Annotated in this window: 13 protein-coding genes; 5 read left to right on the plus strand and 8 right to left on the minus strand. The window is 43.6% G+C overall.

Going from position 1 to position 16098, the window contains the following annotated elements; genetic code table 11:
• The first annotated feature begins 193 nt into the window (after window positions 1-193).
• Window positions 194-889, plus strand: coding sequence for a DevA family ABC transporter ATP-binding protein (locus F6K46_RS13450; protein ID WP_293054016.1), 696 nt, complete (start codon window positions 194-196; stop codon window positions 887-889).
• Here the strand turns inward: F6K46_RS13450 and grpE are convergent.
• The 5 genes from grpE to F6K46_RS13475 all read right to left on the minus strand — a co-directional run bounded on the left by grpE (window position 886) and on the right by F6K46_RS13475 (window position 8088).
• Window positions 886-1521, minus strand: a complete 636-nt coding sequence (gene grpE, locus F6K46_RS13455; RefSeq protein ID WP_293054019.1) for a nucleotide exchange factor GrpE — start codon at window positions 1519-1521, stop codon at window positions 886-888. The genes F6K46_RS13450 and grpE overlap by 4 nt on opposite strands.
• A gap of 163 nt (window positions 1522-1684) precedes the next feature.
• Window positions 1685-2572, minus strand: a complete 888-nt coding sequence (locus F6K46_RS13460) for a hypothetical protein (RefSeq protein WP_293054022.1) — start codon at window positions 2570-2572, stop codon at window positions 1685-1687.
• A 16-nt stretch (window positions 2573-2588) separates the two neighbouring features.
• On the minus strand, window positions 2589-3086 hold the full coding sequence (locus F6K46_RS13465; protein WP_293054025.1) for a hypothetical protein: 498 nt from the start codon (window positions 3084-3086) through the stop codon (window positions 2589-2591).
• 143 nt (window positions 3087-3229) lie between these two features.
• Window positions 3230-6400, minus strand: a complete 3171-nt coding sequence (locus F6K46_RS13470) for an efflux RND transporter permease subunit (RefSeq protein ID WP_293054028.1) — start codon at window positions 6398-6400, stop codon at window positions 3230-3232.
• 26 nt (window positions 6401-6426) lie between these two features.
• Window positions 6427-8088: an efflux RND transporter periplasmic adaptor subunit gene (locus F6K46_RS13475; protein WP_293054031.1), complete on the minus strand. Its 1662-nt coding sequence runs from the start codon at window positions 8086-8088 to the stop codon at window positions 6427-6429.
• Window positions 8089-8569: 481 nt separating this feature from the next.
• Between F6K46_RS13475 and rppA the strand changes: the two genes are divergently transcribed.
• Together rppA and rppB are read left to right on the plus strand one after the other, a co-directional pair.
• Window positions 8570-9268 carry a two-component system response regulator RppA gene (gene rppA, locus F6K46_RS13480; RefSeq protein WP_293054034.1) on the plus strand — a complete coding sequence of 233 codons (699 nt, stop codon included), beginning with the start codon at window positions 8570-8572 and terminating at the stop codon, window positions 9266-9268.
• Window positions 9265-10659 carry a two-component system sensor histidine kinase RppB gene (gene rppB / locus F6K46_RS13485; protein WP_293054037.1) on the plus strand — a complete coding sequence of 465 codons (1395 nt, stop codon included), beginning with the start codon at window positions 9265-9267 and terminating at the stop codon, window positions 10657-10659. Before rppA ends, rppB begins: the two co-directional genes overlap by 4 nt.
• Before the next feature lie 245 nt (window positions 10660-10904).
• Here rppB and F6K46_RS13490 read toward each other — a convergent pair whose 3' ends face one another.
• Together F6K46_RS13490 and F6K46_RS13495 are read right to left on the minus strand one after the other, a co-directional pair.
• Window positions 10905-11384 carry a Dps family protein gene (locus F6K46_RS13490; protein ID WP_070390839.1) on the minus strand — a complete coding sequence of 160 codons (480 nt, stop codon included), beginning with the start codon at window positions 11382-11384 and terminating at the stop codon, window positions 10905-10907.
• A 137-nt stretch (window positions 11385-11521) separates the two neighbouring features.
• Window positions 11522-11785, minus strand: a complete 264-nt coding sequence (locus F6K46_RS13495) for a sulfiredoxin (RefSeq protein ID WP_293054043.1) — start codon at window positions 11783-11785, stop codon at window positions 11522-11524.
• A gap of 435 nt (window positions 11786-12220) precedes the next feature.
• On the opposite strand from F6K46_RS13495, the gene iscB reads away from it, so the two are divergent.
• Together iscB and F6K46_RS13505 are read left to right on the plus strand one after the other, a co-directional pair.
• Window positions 12221-13492 (plus strand): RNA-guided endonuclease IscB, encoded by a 1272-nt coding sequence (gene iscB, locus F6K46_RS13500; RefSeq protein WP_293054045.1) that lies wholly within the window; start codon window positions 12221-12223, stop codon window positions 13490-13492.
• Between the two features lie 114 nt (window positions 13493-13606).
• Window positions 13607-14647, plus strand: coding sequence for an agmatinase family protein (locus F6K46_RS13505; RefSeq protein WP_293054047.1), 1041 nt, complete (start codon window positions 13607-13609; stop codon window positions 14645-14647).
• Window positions 14648-14802: 155 nt separating this feature from the next.
• On the opposite strand, the gene speY is transcribed toward F6K46_RS13505, so the two are convergent.
• Window positions 14803-15912, minus strand: a complete 1110-nt coding sequence (gene speY, locus F6K46_RS13510; protein WP_293054049.1) for a deoxyhypusine synthase — start codon at window positions 15910-15912, stop codon at window positions 14803-14805.
• Between the last annotated feature and the right edge of the window lie 186 nt (window positions 15913-16098).

Genomic DNA, 16098 nt, shown 5'->3' on the forward strand with positions numbered 1-16098 from the left:
CAGAACTGATTGGGGCAGCAGTTCCAGAGCTTCAAAGCTATTTGGGATAGCTGGCGGTTTGATTTCCATGGTTCTACACTACTACTCATCCTTCCCTTTTTGTCAACCCCATCACCTGAATGCTTACGACGGCTGAATGCTTACCCTAAAACTATAATCAATAACTAATAACTAGGTAGGAACGAAAACTGTCATGGTGGACGAAGCAGTTGTATCGATTAAGCATCTCAACCATTACTTTGGTAAGGGTTTTCTACGGAAACAGGTTTTGTTTGATATTGACCTAGACATCCACCAAGGAGAAATTGTGTTGATGACTGGTCCTTCGGGATCGGGTAAGACGACATTACTAACCCTAATCGGAGGATTGCGATCGCCTCAAGCTGGTAGTCTCAAAATTCTAGGACAGCAACTCCTCGGAGCCAATAAACGTCATTTTATAGCAGTGCGGCGTCATATTGGCTATATTTTCCAGGCTCATAACTTACTCAAGAGTTTAACAGCTCGCCAAAATGTGCAAATGTCAGCAGAACTACATCCAGAACTTTCTACTAAAGATGCTATTACTAAATCAGTAGCTATATTGGAAGCAGTGGGGTTAGGTAAGTGGGTGAATTACTACCCAGATAAACTTTCTGGAGGACAAAAACAACGAGTCGCGATCGCTCGTGCTTTAGTGGGTAATCCCAAGATACTCTTAGCAGATGAACCAACAGCAGCACTAGACAGTAAATCCGGTCGTGAAGTGGTGGATTTAATGCAGCAGTTAGCTAAAGAACAGGGATGTACAATTTTACTGGTTACTCACGACAATCGAATTCTCGATATTGCTGACCGGATTGTTAATATGGAAGATGGGCATCTTAATGGTATCAAAGCAGTCACTTAAGCTGGACTAACTTTAGCACGATGCAGCAACTTATCACCAATGCGGTAGCCAGTGTAACGTACCCTAACCCGATCACCTGGTTGAGCACTGCCTGACATGAGTTGGTGTTGTTGTGGATCGTAAGGGAGTTCGTCCCCCACAGATGCGATCGCATCCACACCCCATTTTTCTAGCAACTGTTCCACTGGCTTTACCAGGGGCAATAATCTCACAGCTGGTAACTGCTCATTCTGTTGTGCCGCATAAGCAGCAGTCGGCCATTGCACTAGCCAGGATTCTAGCACTTGTAAACTAGATTGCTGAAACTCTTGCATTAAAGTCTCGCGCTGCTGTTCCAACTGCTGTTCTAGACGCTGGTACTCCTGCTTGAATGTTGAGTCTTCCTCCTGTAACGTAGAAACAGAATCTGGCAAAAACATAACCAGTAACTGATTCACCGACACCTGCAACGCTTGAGCAAGTTTCAGCAGCGTTTTTACCTGCATCTGCGACACCTGACCTTTCCGCAAACGCCTCAGTTGCAACTCCGAAACATCAGCCCTGAGACTGAGTTGCTTAAAACTAGGAATACCCACTTTTGCCATAAGTTGTCGCAACTGTTCACTGTAATTGGGATAGGAAGACTCGGTCATTTCCAGGCTGAAGTATCAAGGATAAAGGATAACAGGAGAAGATTTATAAATCTGATCAACTCCAATAGAGTAATCATCATATCCCTTATTGTGATTATTGGTAAGTGCGATCAGCTAATCGCTGATCGCCAACTGCTGAATGCTTACCAAATTAGATATTTGCTCAAAGTGCATTTACCCAGAAATCAGCGGTTACAATCTCACCATTACGCTTAAATTGACCCCACACTTTATATGTGCCTTTTTCAGGAAATTGGGTAGCAAAACGTATCGGTTCAGTAGTTTTACCTGGAAGTGCGTGAGCATGAATGTAATCAGATGCTGTTATAGATTCTGATTTTTTAACAATTACTAAATGACCAGCTTCTCCCAAATAAGGTTGTAAATCAGTAACCGGATTATTATTAGTAGCATCTTTTAATTTAAAGCTAATCATGACTTCTTCATTAGCCTTAACTTTGGGTTGATCAAAACTCAGCTCAACCTTGGTATTGCCAAAAACTTTAGTGTTTTTAATTTCTATATCAGTTAGAGATGAACTATTTCCTGGTGCTTTTACTTTTAGTACGGAAACTCGCTCTGGGTTTCCAGTCGGTTTGTAATCGCTAAAAAGGGTGTAATTACCAGGTTGAGGAAAATTAGCTTCAACTTCAAAGCGTCCATTACCTTTGTAATCAGGATGAATATGATCGTAAAAATCAAGATCATCACTGACTACAATTAAATGCATTATTTTTTCTTGGAAAATCTCAAAATCAGGAACAGCATTTCCCTCAGAGTCTTGAATCTCAATTACCAAATTATTTGGTTTATCTAAATTAATTGTTGAGGGAGTCGTTAGTATAGCTTTAGTATTTACAGATGGTTTATTTCCGTGACCATGGCTACCATGGTGATGACCATGCTCATTGTGATTATGGTGACCATGGTGTTTATCTCCCTCAACAGATGCATCTCCAGATTGCACTGGTGTTGAACAACTTTGAGCCAGAAATAAAGTAGAACTAACTAGTAATGCGCTAACCAAACGATTCATGATGTCTTTACCCAAAAAAGTTATTCAAAATTTATTGTTTAAAGGAAAAGCGACCGTTGATTTTTTTTCCGTTAATGTCAGTTTGAATGACCACCTTATATTCCCCAGTAGCTTTCCCTGGTAAAAAAGCAGCGTAATGTTTACCAGCCTGATCATAGCTGAAATCTAGATTCTTTTGCTCACCATTTGGTAACTGGATTTGAGCCTTGACTTTGGCATTAGATACACTTTTGTGTTCCTCACCCTGTTGTAGAAAAAAGTCTAAGTGAATTCCCTGTTTTTCTACAATAGGCAACAATTCTAAATGATAAGGTCCAGATTCAATAATTTGACCACCTTGGGAATAACCATCCCCATTAGTGTGGGAGTGATTGTGACCATCATTGGAAGAGTGAACTTCATTAGTTTTTGCAGTTGTCTCTGAGGAAGTAGTTTTATTAGTATCCTGTGTACTATTGCCGCAAGAGGCTAAAAACATCAATACCACACTAGAGATAACAATTAAATTTGACTGCAACCACGAACTCATAGTTTGACTCCTTTAAAACTAATTTATTTTTTTGATAAGCACTAAAACTATTTACATTTAATAAAGCGGTTTTACTGACTATGAAGTAGACAATTTGTTTTTATGCTCCCTGCTCCCTGCTCCCTGCTCCCTGCTCCCTGTCACTATTGACCCACCACTGAACCACTTTTAAAAGATGAATTTAATTCTTCAGGTGAAATCTCTGGAGTGATTGGTTTAGATATGAAAAAGCGACCAAACTGAGCATACAAAGCTGGTAATACCAATAAGGTTAAAGCTGTAGACGTAAACAATCCTCCCAGCACAACTATTGCCAATGGCTGTAAAATTTCTTTCCCTGCCCCCGTGCCAATTACCAGAGGAACCATCCCTAAAGCTGAAGTCAACGCCGTCATTAAAATTGCCACTAATCGTTCCATTGAACCTTCAATGATTACTTGCTTTAAAGGCATTCCCTGAGCCAATTTATTGTTGTAATTATCTACCAGAAGTAAACCATTGCGGGTAGCAACACCAAAGAGAGTGATAAAGCCTACCATGGAAGCAACAGAGAGAATACCACCACCGAGGGCAACGGAAAAAATTCCCCCAGTTAATGCTAGAGGCAGATTGAGCATAATCATTACTGTTGCTGAAATTGACTTGACAGCAAAGTACATTAAAACAGCAATCACAATCAGTGCCAGAGTACCGAATACTAGTAAACTTTGAGATGCTCGTTGTTCTGATTCAAACTGTCCTCCATATTGGATAAAGTAACCGGAAGGTAATTGCACTCTCTCCTTGACTTTGGCTTGAATCTCTTCAACTACACTACCTAAATCTCGATCAGCAACGTTAGCTGAGACCACAATCAGCCGAGAAACGTTTTCGCGGTTGATGGTGTTGGGTCCCTTACCATAACTAATGTTAGCAACTTGGGCAAGAGGAATCTTAGTGCCCGTGGGAGTGTCAACTAGCAGGTTGCTAATGGTATTAAGATTATTGCGGTATTCGGCTTTCAACCACACTACTAAATCAAATAACTGTTGCTCTTCCAGTACTTGCGAGACAACTCTACCATTGAGAGCAGTTTCAACAATGTCTGAAAGCTGACCAACACTAAGACCATAACGAGCAGCAGCAGTGCGGTCAAACGTAATTTGCACCTGTTTGATCGGAATTTGGGGTTCAAGAATTAGATCCACCACACCAGGAATATCTTGCATGGCATCTCGAACTTGAGCACCAATAGTTCGTAATTCGGAGAGTTCTGGACCAAAAATTTTGACTGCGATCGCACTCCTGACTCCTGAGAGGACTTCATCCATGCGATGGGAAATAAAACCACCAATACTAGGGGCTACCCCCGGTAACTTGGCAAATTCCTCACGGAGTTTCTCAATCGTTGCTTTTCGGTCTTTCATCCCCTCCTCTGAAATTTCCACATCCAAATGGCCGAGAGTAACACTACCAGCATCAGCATCACCGGGAGCACGCCCTGAACGTAACTGCACTGACTCAAACCGAGGGTCATCTTGAAGAGCTAGTTGCATGGCTGAACCAGCGCGATTCGTCATTTCCAGAGAGACACCAGGATAGAGAGTGAAAGCATTGACAAGCGATCGCTCCTGAAACTCTGGTAAAAAGACTCGTCCTAGAGAGGTAAAAATAATTAGAGAAGCGACAAACCCTGCTACTGCTGTTAGCAAAACTAGACTGGGAGCATGAAGAGAAAACCGAATTAATGGCTGATATAGTTTCTTAGAAAACCGTGCTACCCAAGTTTCTTCTTCTGGTAACTGTACAGTAGCAAGCAAGAAAGCACACAAAGCTGGACTCAGAGTCAAGGCTACAAATGTAGAGGCAAAAATTGACACTAGATAGGCTACTCCCATCGGTGCAAAGATACGACCTTCAACACCAGTAAGGGTAAAAATTGGTGCGAAGACTACAGCGATAATTACTGTAGAAAACAGCACACTAACTCGCACTTCCACTGAGGTGTTATAAACCACCTGTAAAGGGTTGAGGGGATTTCCTGCTTGCTGATTTTTTCGTAATCCCCGGTAGCAATTTTCCATGTCTACAATTGAGTCATCCACCACTGACCCAATTGCTACAGCTAGTCCTCCCAAAGTCATGGTATTAATTCCCAAACCAAAGAGATTGAGTAGCATCATCCCAATCAACAAAGACAGAGGAATGGCGCTGAGGGTAATAATGGCAGTGCGCCAGTTCATCAAGAACAGAAACAGAATAATAGAAACAATGATGATGCCATCGCGCAAAGCATTCCTGACATTTTTAATTGAGGAATCAATAAAATCGGACTGGCGGAACGTAACAGTAACCTTGACATTCCCCGGCAAACCCCCTTTAATTTCCTCCATGGCTGCTTCTACCGCTTTGGTAACAGTAGGAGTATCAACCAGGGGCTGTTTGTTAACTAGCACCACAATCGCTTTTTTCCCATCCAAGCTACCATCACCCCGCTTCAAGGCAGCACCAATGCGGACATCAGCGAGATCAGAAAGCAGCACTGGTGTGCCATTACGTGCTACTACCACCGATTGTTCTAAATCCTCGATTGACTCAACTCGTCCAATGCCTCGAATTAATAGTTCCTTGTCTGGACTAATCAGAAAGCCACCCGCCGCATTAGTATTTGCTGCTGCTGCTGCTTCGGTAACTTCTGCTAAGGAAACATCAAAAGCGGTTAACTTGGCAGGGTCAACCAGTACCTGATACTGACGCACATCTCCCCCATAGGCAATTACCTGAGTTACCCCCGCTACTGCCAATAATTGGTTGGTAATATCTCGGTCAACCAATCGACGCACAGCCATTAGGTCAATTTTAGAGGGGACATCTCCGGTCTCTACATCTTCGTCAATGGTAAAAGCGTAAGAAAGAATGGTTCCAATGGGCGAGGAAAGGGGAGAAATTTGTGGTGATTCTACTCCTTCCGGTAATCTGGCAGCAGCTTGTTGTAACCGTTCAGTTACTAACTGGCGAGCTTGATAGATATTAGTATCCCATTTGAAGATAACTTTTACTACGGAAATGCCTACTCCCGAAGACGAGCGTACTGTAGTCAATCCAGGAATACCATTGATCGCGCTTTCGACAGGCAAAGTGACTAGAGATTCCACTTCTTCTGGAGCCAATCCCGGTGCTTCCGTTTGAATTTCAACTTGGGGAGGAGCAAAATTCGGAAATACATCTAAGGGCATTTGGGAAACAATGCGAAATCCCCAAACTGTGACGATGATAGCGCCAATTACAATTAGCCAGCGTCGAGCAATAGACCACTTCAGGATCGAGTTAAGCATGTTGGTCTTACCTATAGCCTTGCTGATTATTGCTTGTTTACGAAACGATTAGGAATCGCCGAATCTAAATAGCCATCCCCATTGCTCTGACCATTTCCTTTTACACCAGCAGTGGCATGATAGCTATTATTGGTCAGTTCATCTGAAATTTCTATAGGTGCTGGTCTTGATTGTGAAGCAGTGCGCTGTCCCAGCATAAAAGCACCAGCTGTAATTACCCCTCCTACAGGCAAAACCCACCACCAGGGTAGGCTAGCAACATTAACGTTAGTCGATTTTGCCTCATGATTATGTTCTTCTTGCTCATGTTCATGGTGATCAGCTTTAGAGCCACCCCTTAAGGATTGGGCGTACAACATCACCCCCCCTTCAGCCACAATCTGGTCACCTTCAAATAAACCATTTTTGACTTCCACCAAATCCCCAAAAGTTGAACCGAGAGTAAGTTCTACAGGTTCATAGAAGTTCTGACCATTTTCTACATAAACCAGTTGCTTAGCATTAGCATCCACCAAAGCATCTTGAGGAATCGCTAAAGTAGCTACACTGGTTTTATCAGTCAAAATCTTTAATTGAGCAAACATTCCTGGTTTTAGTTGCCCTCCAGGATTATCCAACCTTACCCTAACTGGCACTACTCGTGTCTGACCTGCCACTATCGGGTCGATTTGGGTAACTTGACCTGTAAAAGTCTGATTAGGCAGACTAGAAACTTCTAATCTGACCTTTTGACCTATTTTTACCTTGTATAAGTCTTTTTCATAAATATTAGCAGTTGCCCAGACTTGATTATTGTTAACAATCGTCATCAGTTGCCCACCTGCGTCTTCAAAGGATTCACCCAAGGTTACTTGCCACTGCGCTACTCTACCGGAAATTGGAGTAAGCACCGTTACCTTTCCTTGCTCATTAGCAGAATTACTAAGTTGTTCCAATCGGGTTTTGTAGGTAGTATCGCTCAGTTGAACCCGAGATTTGGCAGCCTTAACCGCTGTTTGAGCCCGTTTTAGTTCCGCTTCTGCTTCCAGAACTTCCCGACGGCTAAATGCTCTTTTCAGTAAGGTTTTAGCCTCTGCTAGCTTAGTTTTCGACTCTAGCATCTGACGTCGAGCCAGAGCACCTTCGATTGCTAATGCTAGGTCTTTATCGTACTCTTCTTGGGCTACTGCTAGCTGAGTTTCAGCTTCATCGATTTCAGCAGCAGCAATTTGACGCTGACGTTCTAAATTTTCCCTAGCTAGTTCGAGATTTGCCTCAGCTTCTCCCAATGTTGCCTTAGCTTCAGTCAGTCTGTCGAGAGACTCAACCCGCAATTCAATTAACTCCAAGCTAGAGATGACAGCAACCGCTTGACCTTTTTTGACCCTCTGACCTGGTTTGACCAAAAGTTTAGCAACTGTACCGGGAATCGGCGCTGTTACTTGCGCCTGTTGGTTGGGCTGGGTTTCAATTTGCCCGGTGGTTTTAATCCCAATATCCAAAAACTGCCTAGAGACGGATTGGAGTTTAATCCCAATTTGACTAGCGGTGGTGGCATCTACCTTAATTCCTTCGGGATTGCTGGTGGCTTCGGTTCCGCTTTGGAACTCATTGCCATGCCCGGCATGGGCGAAAACAGCAACTGGTGCGATCGCTATCAGCAGCAAAAAGGTAAACGTTGAAGCCAGGATTTTTTCTGTCTTGTGCATAATGGATCAGTGCTTTTTATGCTCAGCAGAGGGTGCCAGTAGTCACCATAGTCTCCACCCAGACACCTAAGATGTCAGGATGGTCGTTTGCTGTCGTCCTGATTCAGTATCACAAGCAAATATGAAATCAGGATGAAATGTTAGGTATCGATGAAATTATTTTTTTTTAGGACTTTCGTAATGCTTAAGCTTCTGAGAGTAGGAAATTGATTTGTTAAAATTTGTTAATGACTGTCACAATTTCATTGTATGGTTTAGAATTAATGCTTTAGGAGTCGTGTAGGAATTGTGAGATTTTTTGATACAATATTATATAATTGCTACTCGCTATTCCCTGCTCCAAATTACCCTTTGCTATTAGATACATTGGCTATAGGTTCGTGCAGCTTTAAGCTAATTTATCCAAGGAAAGTTACACCCTGCCCCGCTTTCTTTCCCGCATATCGCTACTATAGACAAAGTATCCAGCGGGAAGAGACAGATGAGAGTACTGCTAGTTGAAGATGAGCCAGATTTGGGTGCTGCAATTAAGCGAGCGTTAAATATAGAGAAGTACGTGGTGGACTTGGTTGTTAACGGCACTGACGCTTGGGGTTATTTAAACAACCACGAAACCCAATATACCCTAGCTATCTTCGACTGGTTGCTGCCAGGGCTATCGGGACTAGAGTTACTGCGTCAGTTACGCTATCGTAATAATCCCTTACCTATTTTGATGCTAACGGCAAAAGACCGCTTGGAAGATAGAGTGATGGGTTTGGATACGGGAGCCGATGACTATTTAGTCAAACCTTTCCGAATGGCAGAGTTGCTAGCAAGAGTTAGAGCCTTGCACCGGCGAACACCCCTACTCCAGCCCCAACAACTTCAGGTGGGTGAGCTTATTTTAGACTATGGTAACCGAACGGTTTATCGTCTTGCTGCTAACGGTGAGAAACTCGACATTCCACTAACGAATAAAGAATTCCAGCTCTTAGAGTATTTCATGAAGCATCCCAATCAGGTGATGACCACCAACCAAATCCGCAATCAACTTTGGGAAGTGAGTGCAGAACCGATCAGTAACGTAGTGGCGGCTCAAATGCGCCTGCTACGTCGGAAACTCCAATCAATCAACTCCAGGATTCCGATTGAAACTGTGCATGGTTTGGGATATCGTCTCAATCTGAAAAAATCATGAATCAAAATAGGCTATTTAACCAGACTCGTGGGAAATTAGCACTTTCCTATGCCATCGTGATGGGGTTTATTTTGAGCCTGTTGGGATTTGGTGTTTACAGAGCGATCGTTCATACCCATTTAGTCACTTCAGACCGGGAGTTAAAATCCGTTGCGGGCACACTCCATGATAGTCTGGAATGGAAGCTCAAGGAACCTGGACAGGTAGAGCCGATAATTGGGGAACTTTTACCGAATCTGTGTATCGTTGGAGTTAACTGTTCTAAACCACTGGTGAGTTCCCAGCGCCACATCCTCAGTGCTCTTAGCCAAGGTCACTACTACATCCGCCTATTTGATACCTCAGGACGTTTAATTGCCGTTGCAGGAAGTTACCCAGAGGGATTACCCCAGGTGTTTAATCAAGCACCTTGGCAAACCATTTCCGATGGTAAGGGCAACTCCTATCACCAAATTTCTCTATCGCTACATACTCAAGATCAGCGGGATTGGGGGTATTTGCAGGTGGGGCACTCTCTCCAATACCTCAACAACTACCTCAATACGGTAAAATTAATCTTGGCATTGGGTCTGCCAATGGCAATGATCTTAGTCGGCAGTGGCAGTTGGTGGTTAGCAGGGTTGGCAATAGAACCTATTTACCAATCCTACAGACAGATTCAACAGTTTACCGCCGATGCTGCCCACGAGCTACGGACACCGATAGCTGCAACACTGGCAACGGTTGAGTCGGCACTTTTGATGCCCAGCTTGGATCAACAAGAAGCACGAAACATTCTGGAAATTGTTGAACGTCAAAATCAGCGGCTGAGTCAGTTAGTTGCGGATTTGTTGTTGTTGTCTCGCTTAGATAGACAACCAGCATCTGTAGGTCACCAGACATGCTGTCTCAATGACCTGGTTAGCGATTTAGTTGAGGAATTGGCAGCCTTGGCAATCGCTTCCGAAATTACGTTGACATCTTCGGTGCGAGTGCAAACTCCTCTGGAGGTTGTGGGTGATTCTGAGCAGCTTTATCGCTTAGTTTCTAATTTAATTATTAATGGTATCCAATACACCCCTGTGGGTGGTAAAGTAACTGTTATTTTAGACAAGAGCGACCAACAGGCGGTGATCCAGGTAGAAGATACGGGGATTGGTATTGCCCCAGAAGACCAAGGGCGAATTTTTGATCGCTTTTATCGGGTAAATTGCGATCGCTCTCGTCACACAGGAGGTTCCGGATTAGGACTGGCAATTGCTAATGCGATCGCTCAAGCCCACCACGGTAGCTTGCAAGTATACAGCGAACGAGGTGTTGGTAGTAGGTTTACTCTTCGATTACCCAAGGCAGTTACTTCGTGTGATCAGGAACACTTTAGCCCTCAAGTTTTTTTCCAATCAAACTCCTAAGTGAAGCATGAAAGATAAAGGAAGAAAGGGAAATATTGAGGGATGAATAGATATAGCTCAAAGGATATCAGTTCTTTAACAACCGATAAATTGAACTATTTCATCCTTCATATTGGGAGCATGTCAATTTTGTTAATCCCTGATTCAGATCCCCCTAAATCCCCCTTAAAAAAGGGGGACTTTTGAATCTAATTCCCCCCTTTTTTAAGGGGGGCTAGGGGGGATATATGTACATAATTACAAGCTTATTTTAAAATACTGCGCAGCATCCAAGCCGTTTTCTCATGTATGCTCATCCGTTCGGTCAACAGGTCAGCTGTGGACTCATCGTTAGCACGTTCAGCCGCTGGGAAAACAGACCGTGCAGTTCTTACCACTGCCTCATTCGCTTCCACTAGCAAGCGCACCATTTCCTCAGCCTCCGGAACATCGCTGGTTTCTGGAATGGAGGATAATTGCGCATACTGACTGTAGCTACCAGGAGCAGGATAGCCTAGGGTACGAATCCGCTCTGCTACCGCATCCACTGCTAAAGCCAACTCATTGTACTGTTGCTCAAACATCAGGTGTAGGGAGTTGAACATTGGTCCGGTAACATTCCAGTGGAACGCATGGGTCTTCAGGTATAGGGTATAAGTGTCCGCTAGCAGACGAGACAGTCCCTCAGCAATCTCTTTGCGGTCTTGTTCATCAATACCAATATTGACAGGTACAATCGTTGCCATAGTACTCTCCTAAAGGTTCCTACTCAAAACTAATAGTAGCGACGGTCAGCTTTAAACAGCTTAACTTTAAGCAATTCTGGTTTCCTTGGGAATTACCCCAAGGTATGAACTTATTTTTGTCCCAAAATTGCTAATTTTCACGCTAAATGCCGTTTTAAGACGGAACTAGGAGCGCGACGAACGCGGCACTTAATGGTTTTTTTTCCTAAACGCTGGTGTGCTTCGTAACGGTGGCAACCGGAAAAACCATAGTATTGCCCATCTACTTCTAACACATCAATGGGTTCGCGCAAACCCTCTTTGGCAATTGATTCCATTAGTGCCGCCACCTTGTTTGGATCATTTTGTCGTGGTAGGGGACGGCGGATTTGCTCTAGGGGAATTTCTTTGATATCTACCATAGTGCTAGTAATTTTTTAATTTAGTTTTGATGGTAATAGGGTTGGGGGTTAGGCGTTAGGGGTTGGGTTAAGGGTTTTTGTACCTAATGTAAGTGTGCCTAATCTAAGCATTCCTAATCCCTAATACTAGGATGCCCGTAGGGACGAGGTTCGGATAGAATAGGAAAAATTAACCAAGGGCTCGTAAACAACTCACCGCTAAGTCTTTCGAACTTAGCGGGAGCTTTCAAGCTCAAAGTTTACCAGTCTAAGTTCTATAAGAACTACGTTATTTCCAAGAGTTAAAGTCCTACCTGGGGATGCGTAGCTAGTCCCCAGCTCTAGAACCCGGTCGTTAAACAGGTGTAGTTGAGTTAAGCCAGTGCGATTGGGAAAGTACCGAGAAATAACTTTGACTAAGCTCACTTTACCCTAGCGATAGGAGAAAACACAGTTATGCGTGTATTTGTACTTAACAAAAATCGGCAACCTTTAGACCCCTGCAAACCAGCGAGAGCTAGAATTATACTCTCGAAAGGCAAAGCTAAAGTCTATCGTCGTTACCCATTTACCATAATTTTAACGGAGGAGATAGAAGAGCCAATAACCCACGGGTCACAACTCAAAATAGACCCTGGCTCAAAAACAAGTGGTTTAGCAATCATTCAAAATAACCGAGTAGTTTGGGGATGTGAACTTACCCACAGAGGCTTTCAAATTCGAGATGCCTTAACCTCTCGTAGGCAGTTAAGGCGTGCCCGACGCCATCGTAAAACTCGATATCGTCAGCCCAGATTTCTTAATAGAACTAGACCAAAAGGTTGGTTAGCTCCTAGCCTAATGTCTAGAGTTCATAACATTTTGACTTGGGTTAAAAAACTAACTCGTTTATGTCCTATTACAGGGCTGTCTCAAGAATTGGTTAGATTTGACACTCAGAAGTTACAGAATCCTGAGATATCTGGTATTGAGTATCAACAAGGTACACTTTATGGCTACGAGCTTCGAGAATATTTACTTGAAAAATGGAATCGCAAATGTGCCTATTGTGGAGCCAAAGGCACTCACCTAGAAATTGAACATATTAAACCATTATCCAAAGGTGGTTCTAATAGAGTTTCCAATCTTGCTATTGCTTGTCATTCCTGTAATCAGGCTAAATCCAATCAGGAAATTGAACAATTATTATCTGGGAAGCCTGAAATTTTAAAGAGAATTTTGTCTCAAGCAAAACGACCTTTATCTGATGCGGCTGCTGTTAATACAACTCGTTGGAAGTTATACCATGAGTTAAAGTTGTTCGGATTACCTGTTGAGGTGGGTAGTGGCGGTTTGACTAAGTTTAACCGATGTCGTCAAAATCTACCTAAAACTCATTGGTTAGATGCCGCAAATGTTGGAAAAGTTGATACCTTAATTGTTGAGGATTATAAACCTTTGCTTGTCGCTGCTAAAGGTCACGGAACTCGTCAAATTTGCAGAATAAACAAGTATGGGTTTCCCATTCGTTACTGCTCAAGAGTCAAAATTCATAAAGGTTTTCAAACAGGAGATATTGTTCGTGCTGTTGTCACTAAAGGCAAGAAAATAGGCACTTATGTTGGACGAGTTGCAACTCGTAAATCGGGATATTTCAATATTTCAACTAAATCAGGAATGGTACAGGGAATCAGTCACAAGTACTGTCAATTTATTCACAGAAAGGATGGTTATGCCTATACAGATTAGATCCTGCCCTCCCTTTCCTGAGTGCCTGTCACCTGGGGTTTCCCCAGGTGTTTATATGGCACGTTTCACCGTTAAGCCTTCGGCTATAACGGGAGTCTCCAAGGAGGTAAAAAGATGAATCAAGCCACTTTTAATCCTAATGAGATTACTGTGCCCAATGGCTGCTTCTTTGGCTTGCCCTATTCGGTTGAGGAGGCTTCAATCGTTTTCCTGCCTGTTCCTTGGGACGTGACCACATCTTACCGAGAGGGGGCAGCAAACGGTCCCCAAGGGATAATACAAGCTTCGGTACAGTTAGATTGGTACGACTTTGATGTACCCCAAGCTTGGGAAACGAGGTGCGGGACTATACCAATTAACTCAGCTATCCAAGACCAAAATCGTGCCATGAGGTTGATAGCTAAAGAGATTATTCAGTATTTAGAAGCTGGTGGCAATGTGGATGATGATGCGATCGCAAAACAGTTAGCCATCGTTAATCAAGCCTGTGCTGCTCTCAACAACTGGGTTTACACTCAGGCACTGGAACTGCTGGAGCAAGGCAAGCTGGTTGCCATCGTCGGTGGCGATCACAGTGTTCCTCTTGGGTTAATGCAAGCCCTAACACAGCAACACGACGAATACGGCATTTTACAAATTGATGCCCATGCCGATCTCCGGCAAGCCTATGAGGGGTTTACTTACTCCCATGCCTCGATCATGTACAATGCCCTGACCCTACCTCAGATTAATCGTTTAGTTCAGGTTGGCATCCGAGATGTTTGTCAAGAGGAAATGTCTTGGGCTCATAGCGATCGCCGGATTGTAGTGTTTGATGACTGGCAGCTCAAAGCTAACACTTACGAAGGTATAACCTGGGCAGCCCAGTGCCAGGAAATTATTGCTAATTTACCGAATAAAGTTTATATTAGCTTTGACATTGACGGATTAAACCCCTCTTATTGTCCCAATACAGGTACTCCTGTGCCGGGAGGATTGGAATATAACGAGGCAATTTATTTAGTGCGATCGCTAGTCCAAGCTGGCAAAACTATTATTGGTTTTGATCTGTGCGAAGTTGCTCCCGGAGACTCTGGTGATGAGTGGGATGGTAATGTTGGGGCTAGAGTTTTGTACAAGCTTGCCTGTTTAACTAGGTATACAACTAATTGCTAAAAAAACCAGCATATAGCGTTTGTATTTGAGATGTAAACCTAGGAAGTCTTTTTTTATTGTCAAATAAAACTCTGGAGCTCTTTACCCTCTTGCCTCTTGCCTTTTGCCTCTTGCCTTTTTCGACAATAAGTGTGTTTACAACCCAGATACAAACGCTATCTAACTGCTGTAGCCTGGGTAGCCAAATGTGCCTTTTTCAACTGCTCCAGTAAAGCTTTCCGTTGGTCATAGAGGCGTTTTAGAGGACGAGGCGCTACCTTAGCTAGGCAGTAAGCTGTCAGTAGGGGCATAGCAATGGTCGAGTCGCAATAAACCACTACTGTTTCTGATAACTTCTGTGGATCAAGCTTGCACCAAGAGACCGCCTCCGATGGGGTTGCTCCTGACAAACCCCCTGTGTCTGGACGGGCATCAGTTACCTGAAGATAGTAATCATGCCCCTTCTCATCAATACCCAAGACTTCTTGAAGATACGGTTCCGTCTGCAACATGAAATTTTTCGGCGAGCCACCTCCCAAGATCCAAATCCCACTGGCTCCCCCATTGTTTTTAGCTGCCAGCACAATTGCTGCGGTTTCATTCACATCCTTCGACACATCAATGACTGGTCCGGTTCCCTGCAACCCTAGCGCTGCTAAATTCATCCCAATCGAACTATCTCCAGGGCTGGAGGTATAGATAGGGACTCCTAACCGATAAGCTGCCGCCAGCAGGGATTGGTTTTCCAGTCCCAATGTCTGCTCCCGTGCTGCAATGTACTTACCACAGAGGTAGTGAAACTCTGCCGTTCCCATTCGACCCTTAAACTCAGGCTGTTCAATGATCTGACGAAAGAACTTATCCGTTGATAGCAGCACGTCATAATCGAAGAAAATGTCATAGATCCGGACAACTCCTTCTTTCTGCAATACCACATCACTAATATCGTGCCGCCCTTGATGGAGTTCCAATCCGATCCCAAAGTGAGCGTCGTGGTAGAGATTGGCTCCCGTAGATACTATCCAATCGACAAACCCTGCCTCCATCAGTGGGATCACTGCAGCCATTCCTAACCCTGCGGGGGTTAATGCCCCTGTCAAACTTAAACCCACCGTTACGTTGGGCTGCAACATCCGCTCTACCAATAATTGGCAGGCTTCTCGTAACCGACCCGAATTGTAGGCTAGAAACGTCTGGTCAATCAACTCTGTGATTGGGATTCCTGCCGTAATCGGACCCGGAGCGATTTTACGCCCTTGCAAAAAGCGATTTTCTTTGGTGGGCATGTTAGTTAAATCACTTGGTAAAACTTGCGCTTAACGACGGTTATAACTTAAGGATAAACATTCTGTAATGTCAAGGTTAATGATTCGTGATTGATGGCACAGATTAATTTAGGGCTTCTGTGTGCCATGAATCATATTATCCATCGGTTTTGCTGTAGCGAGTACAATGAAATCCTTTCCTTTAGC

It is taken from the genome of Moorena sp. SIO3E8 (genome assembly GCF_010692445.1).
Classification (GTDB): Bacteria; Cyanobacteriota; Cyanobacteriia; order Cyanobacteriales; family Coleofasciculaceae; genus Moorena; species Moorena bouillonii.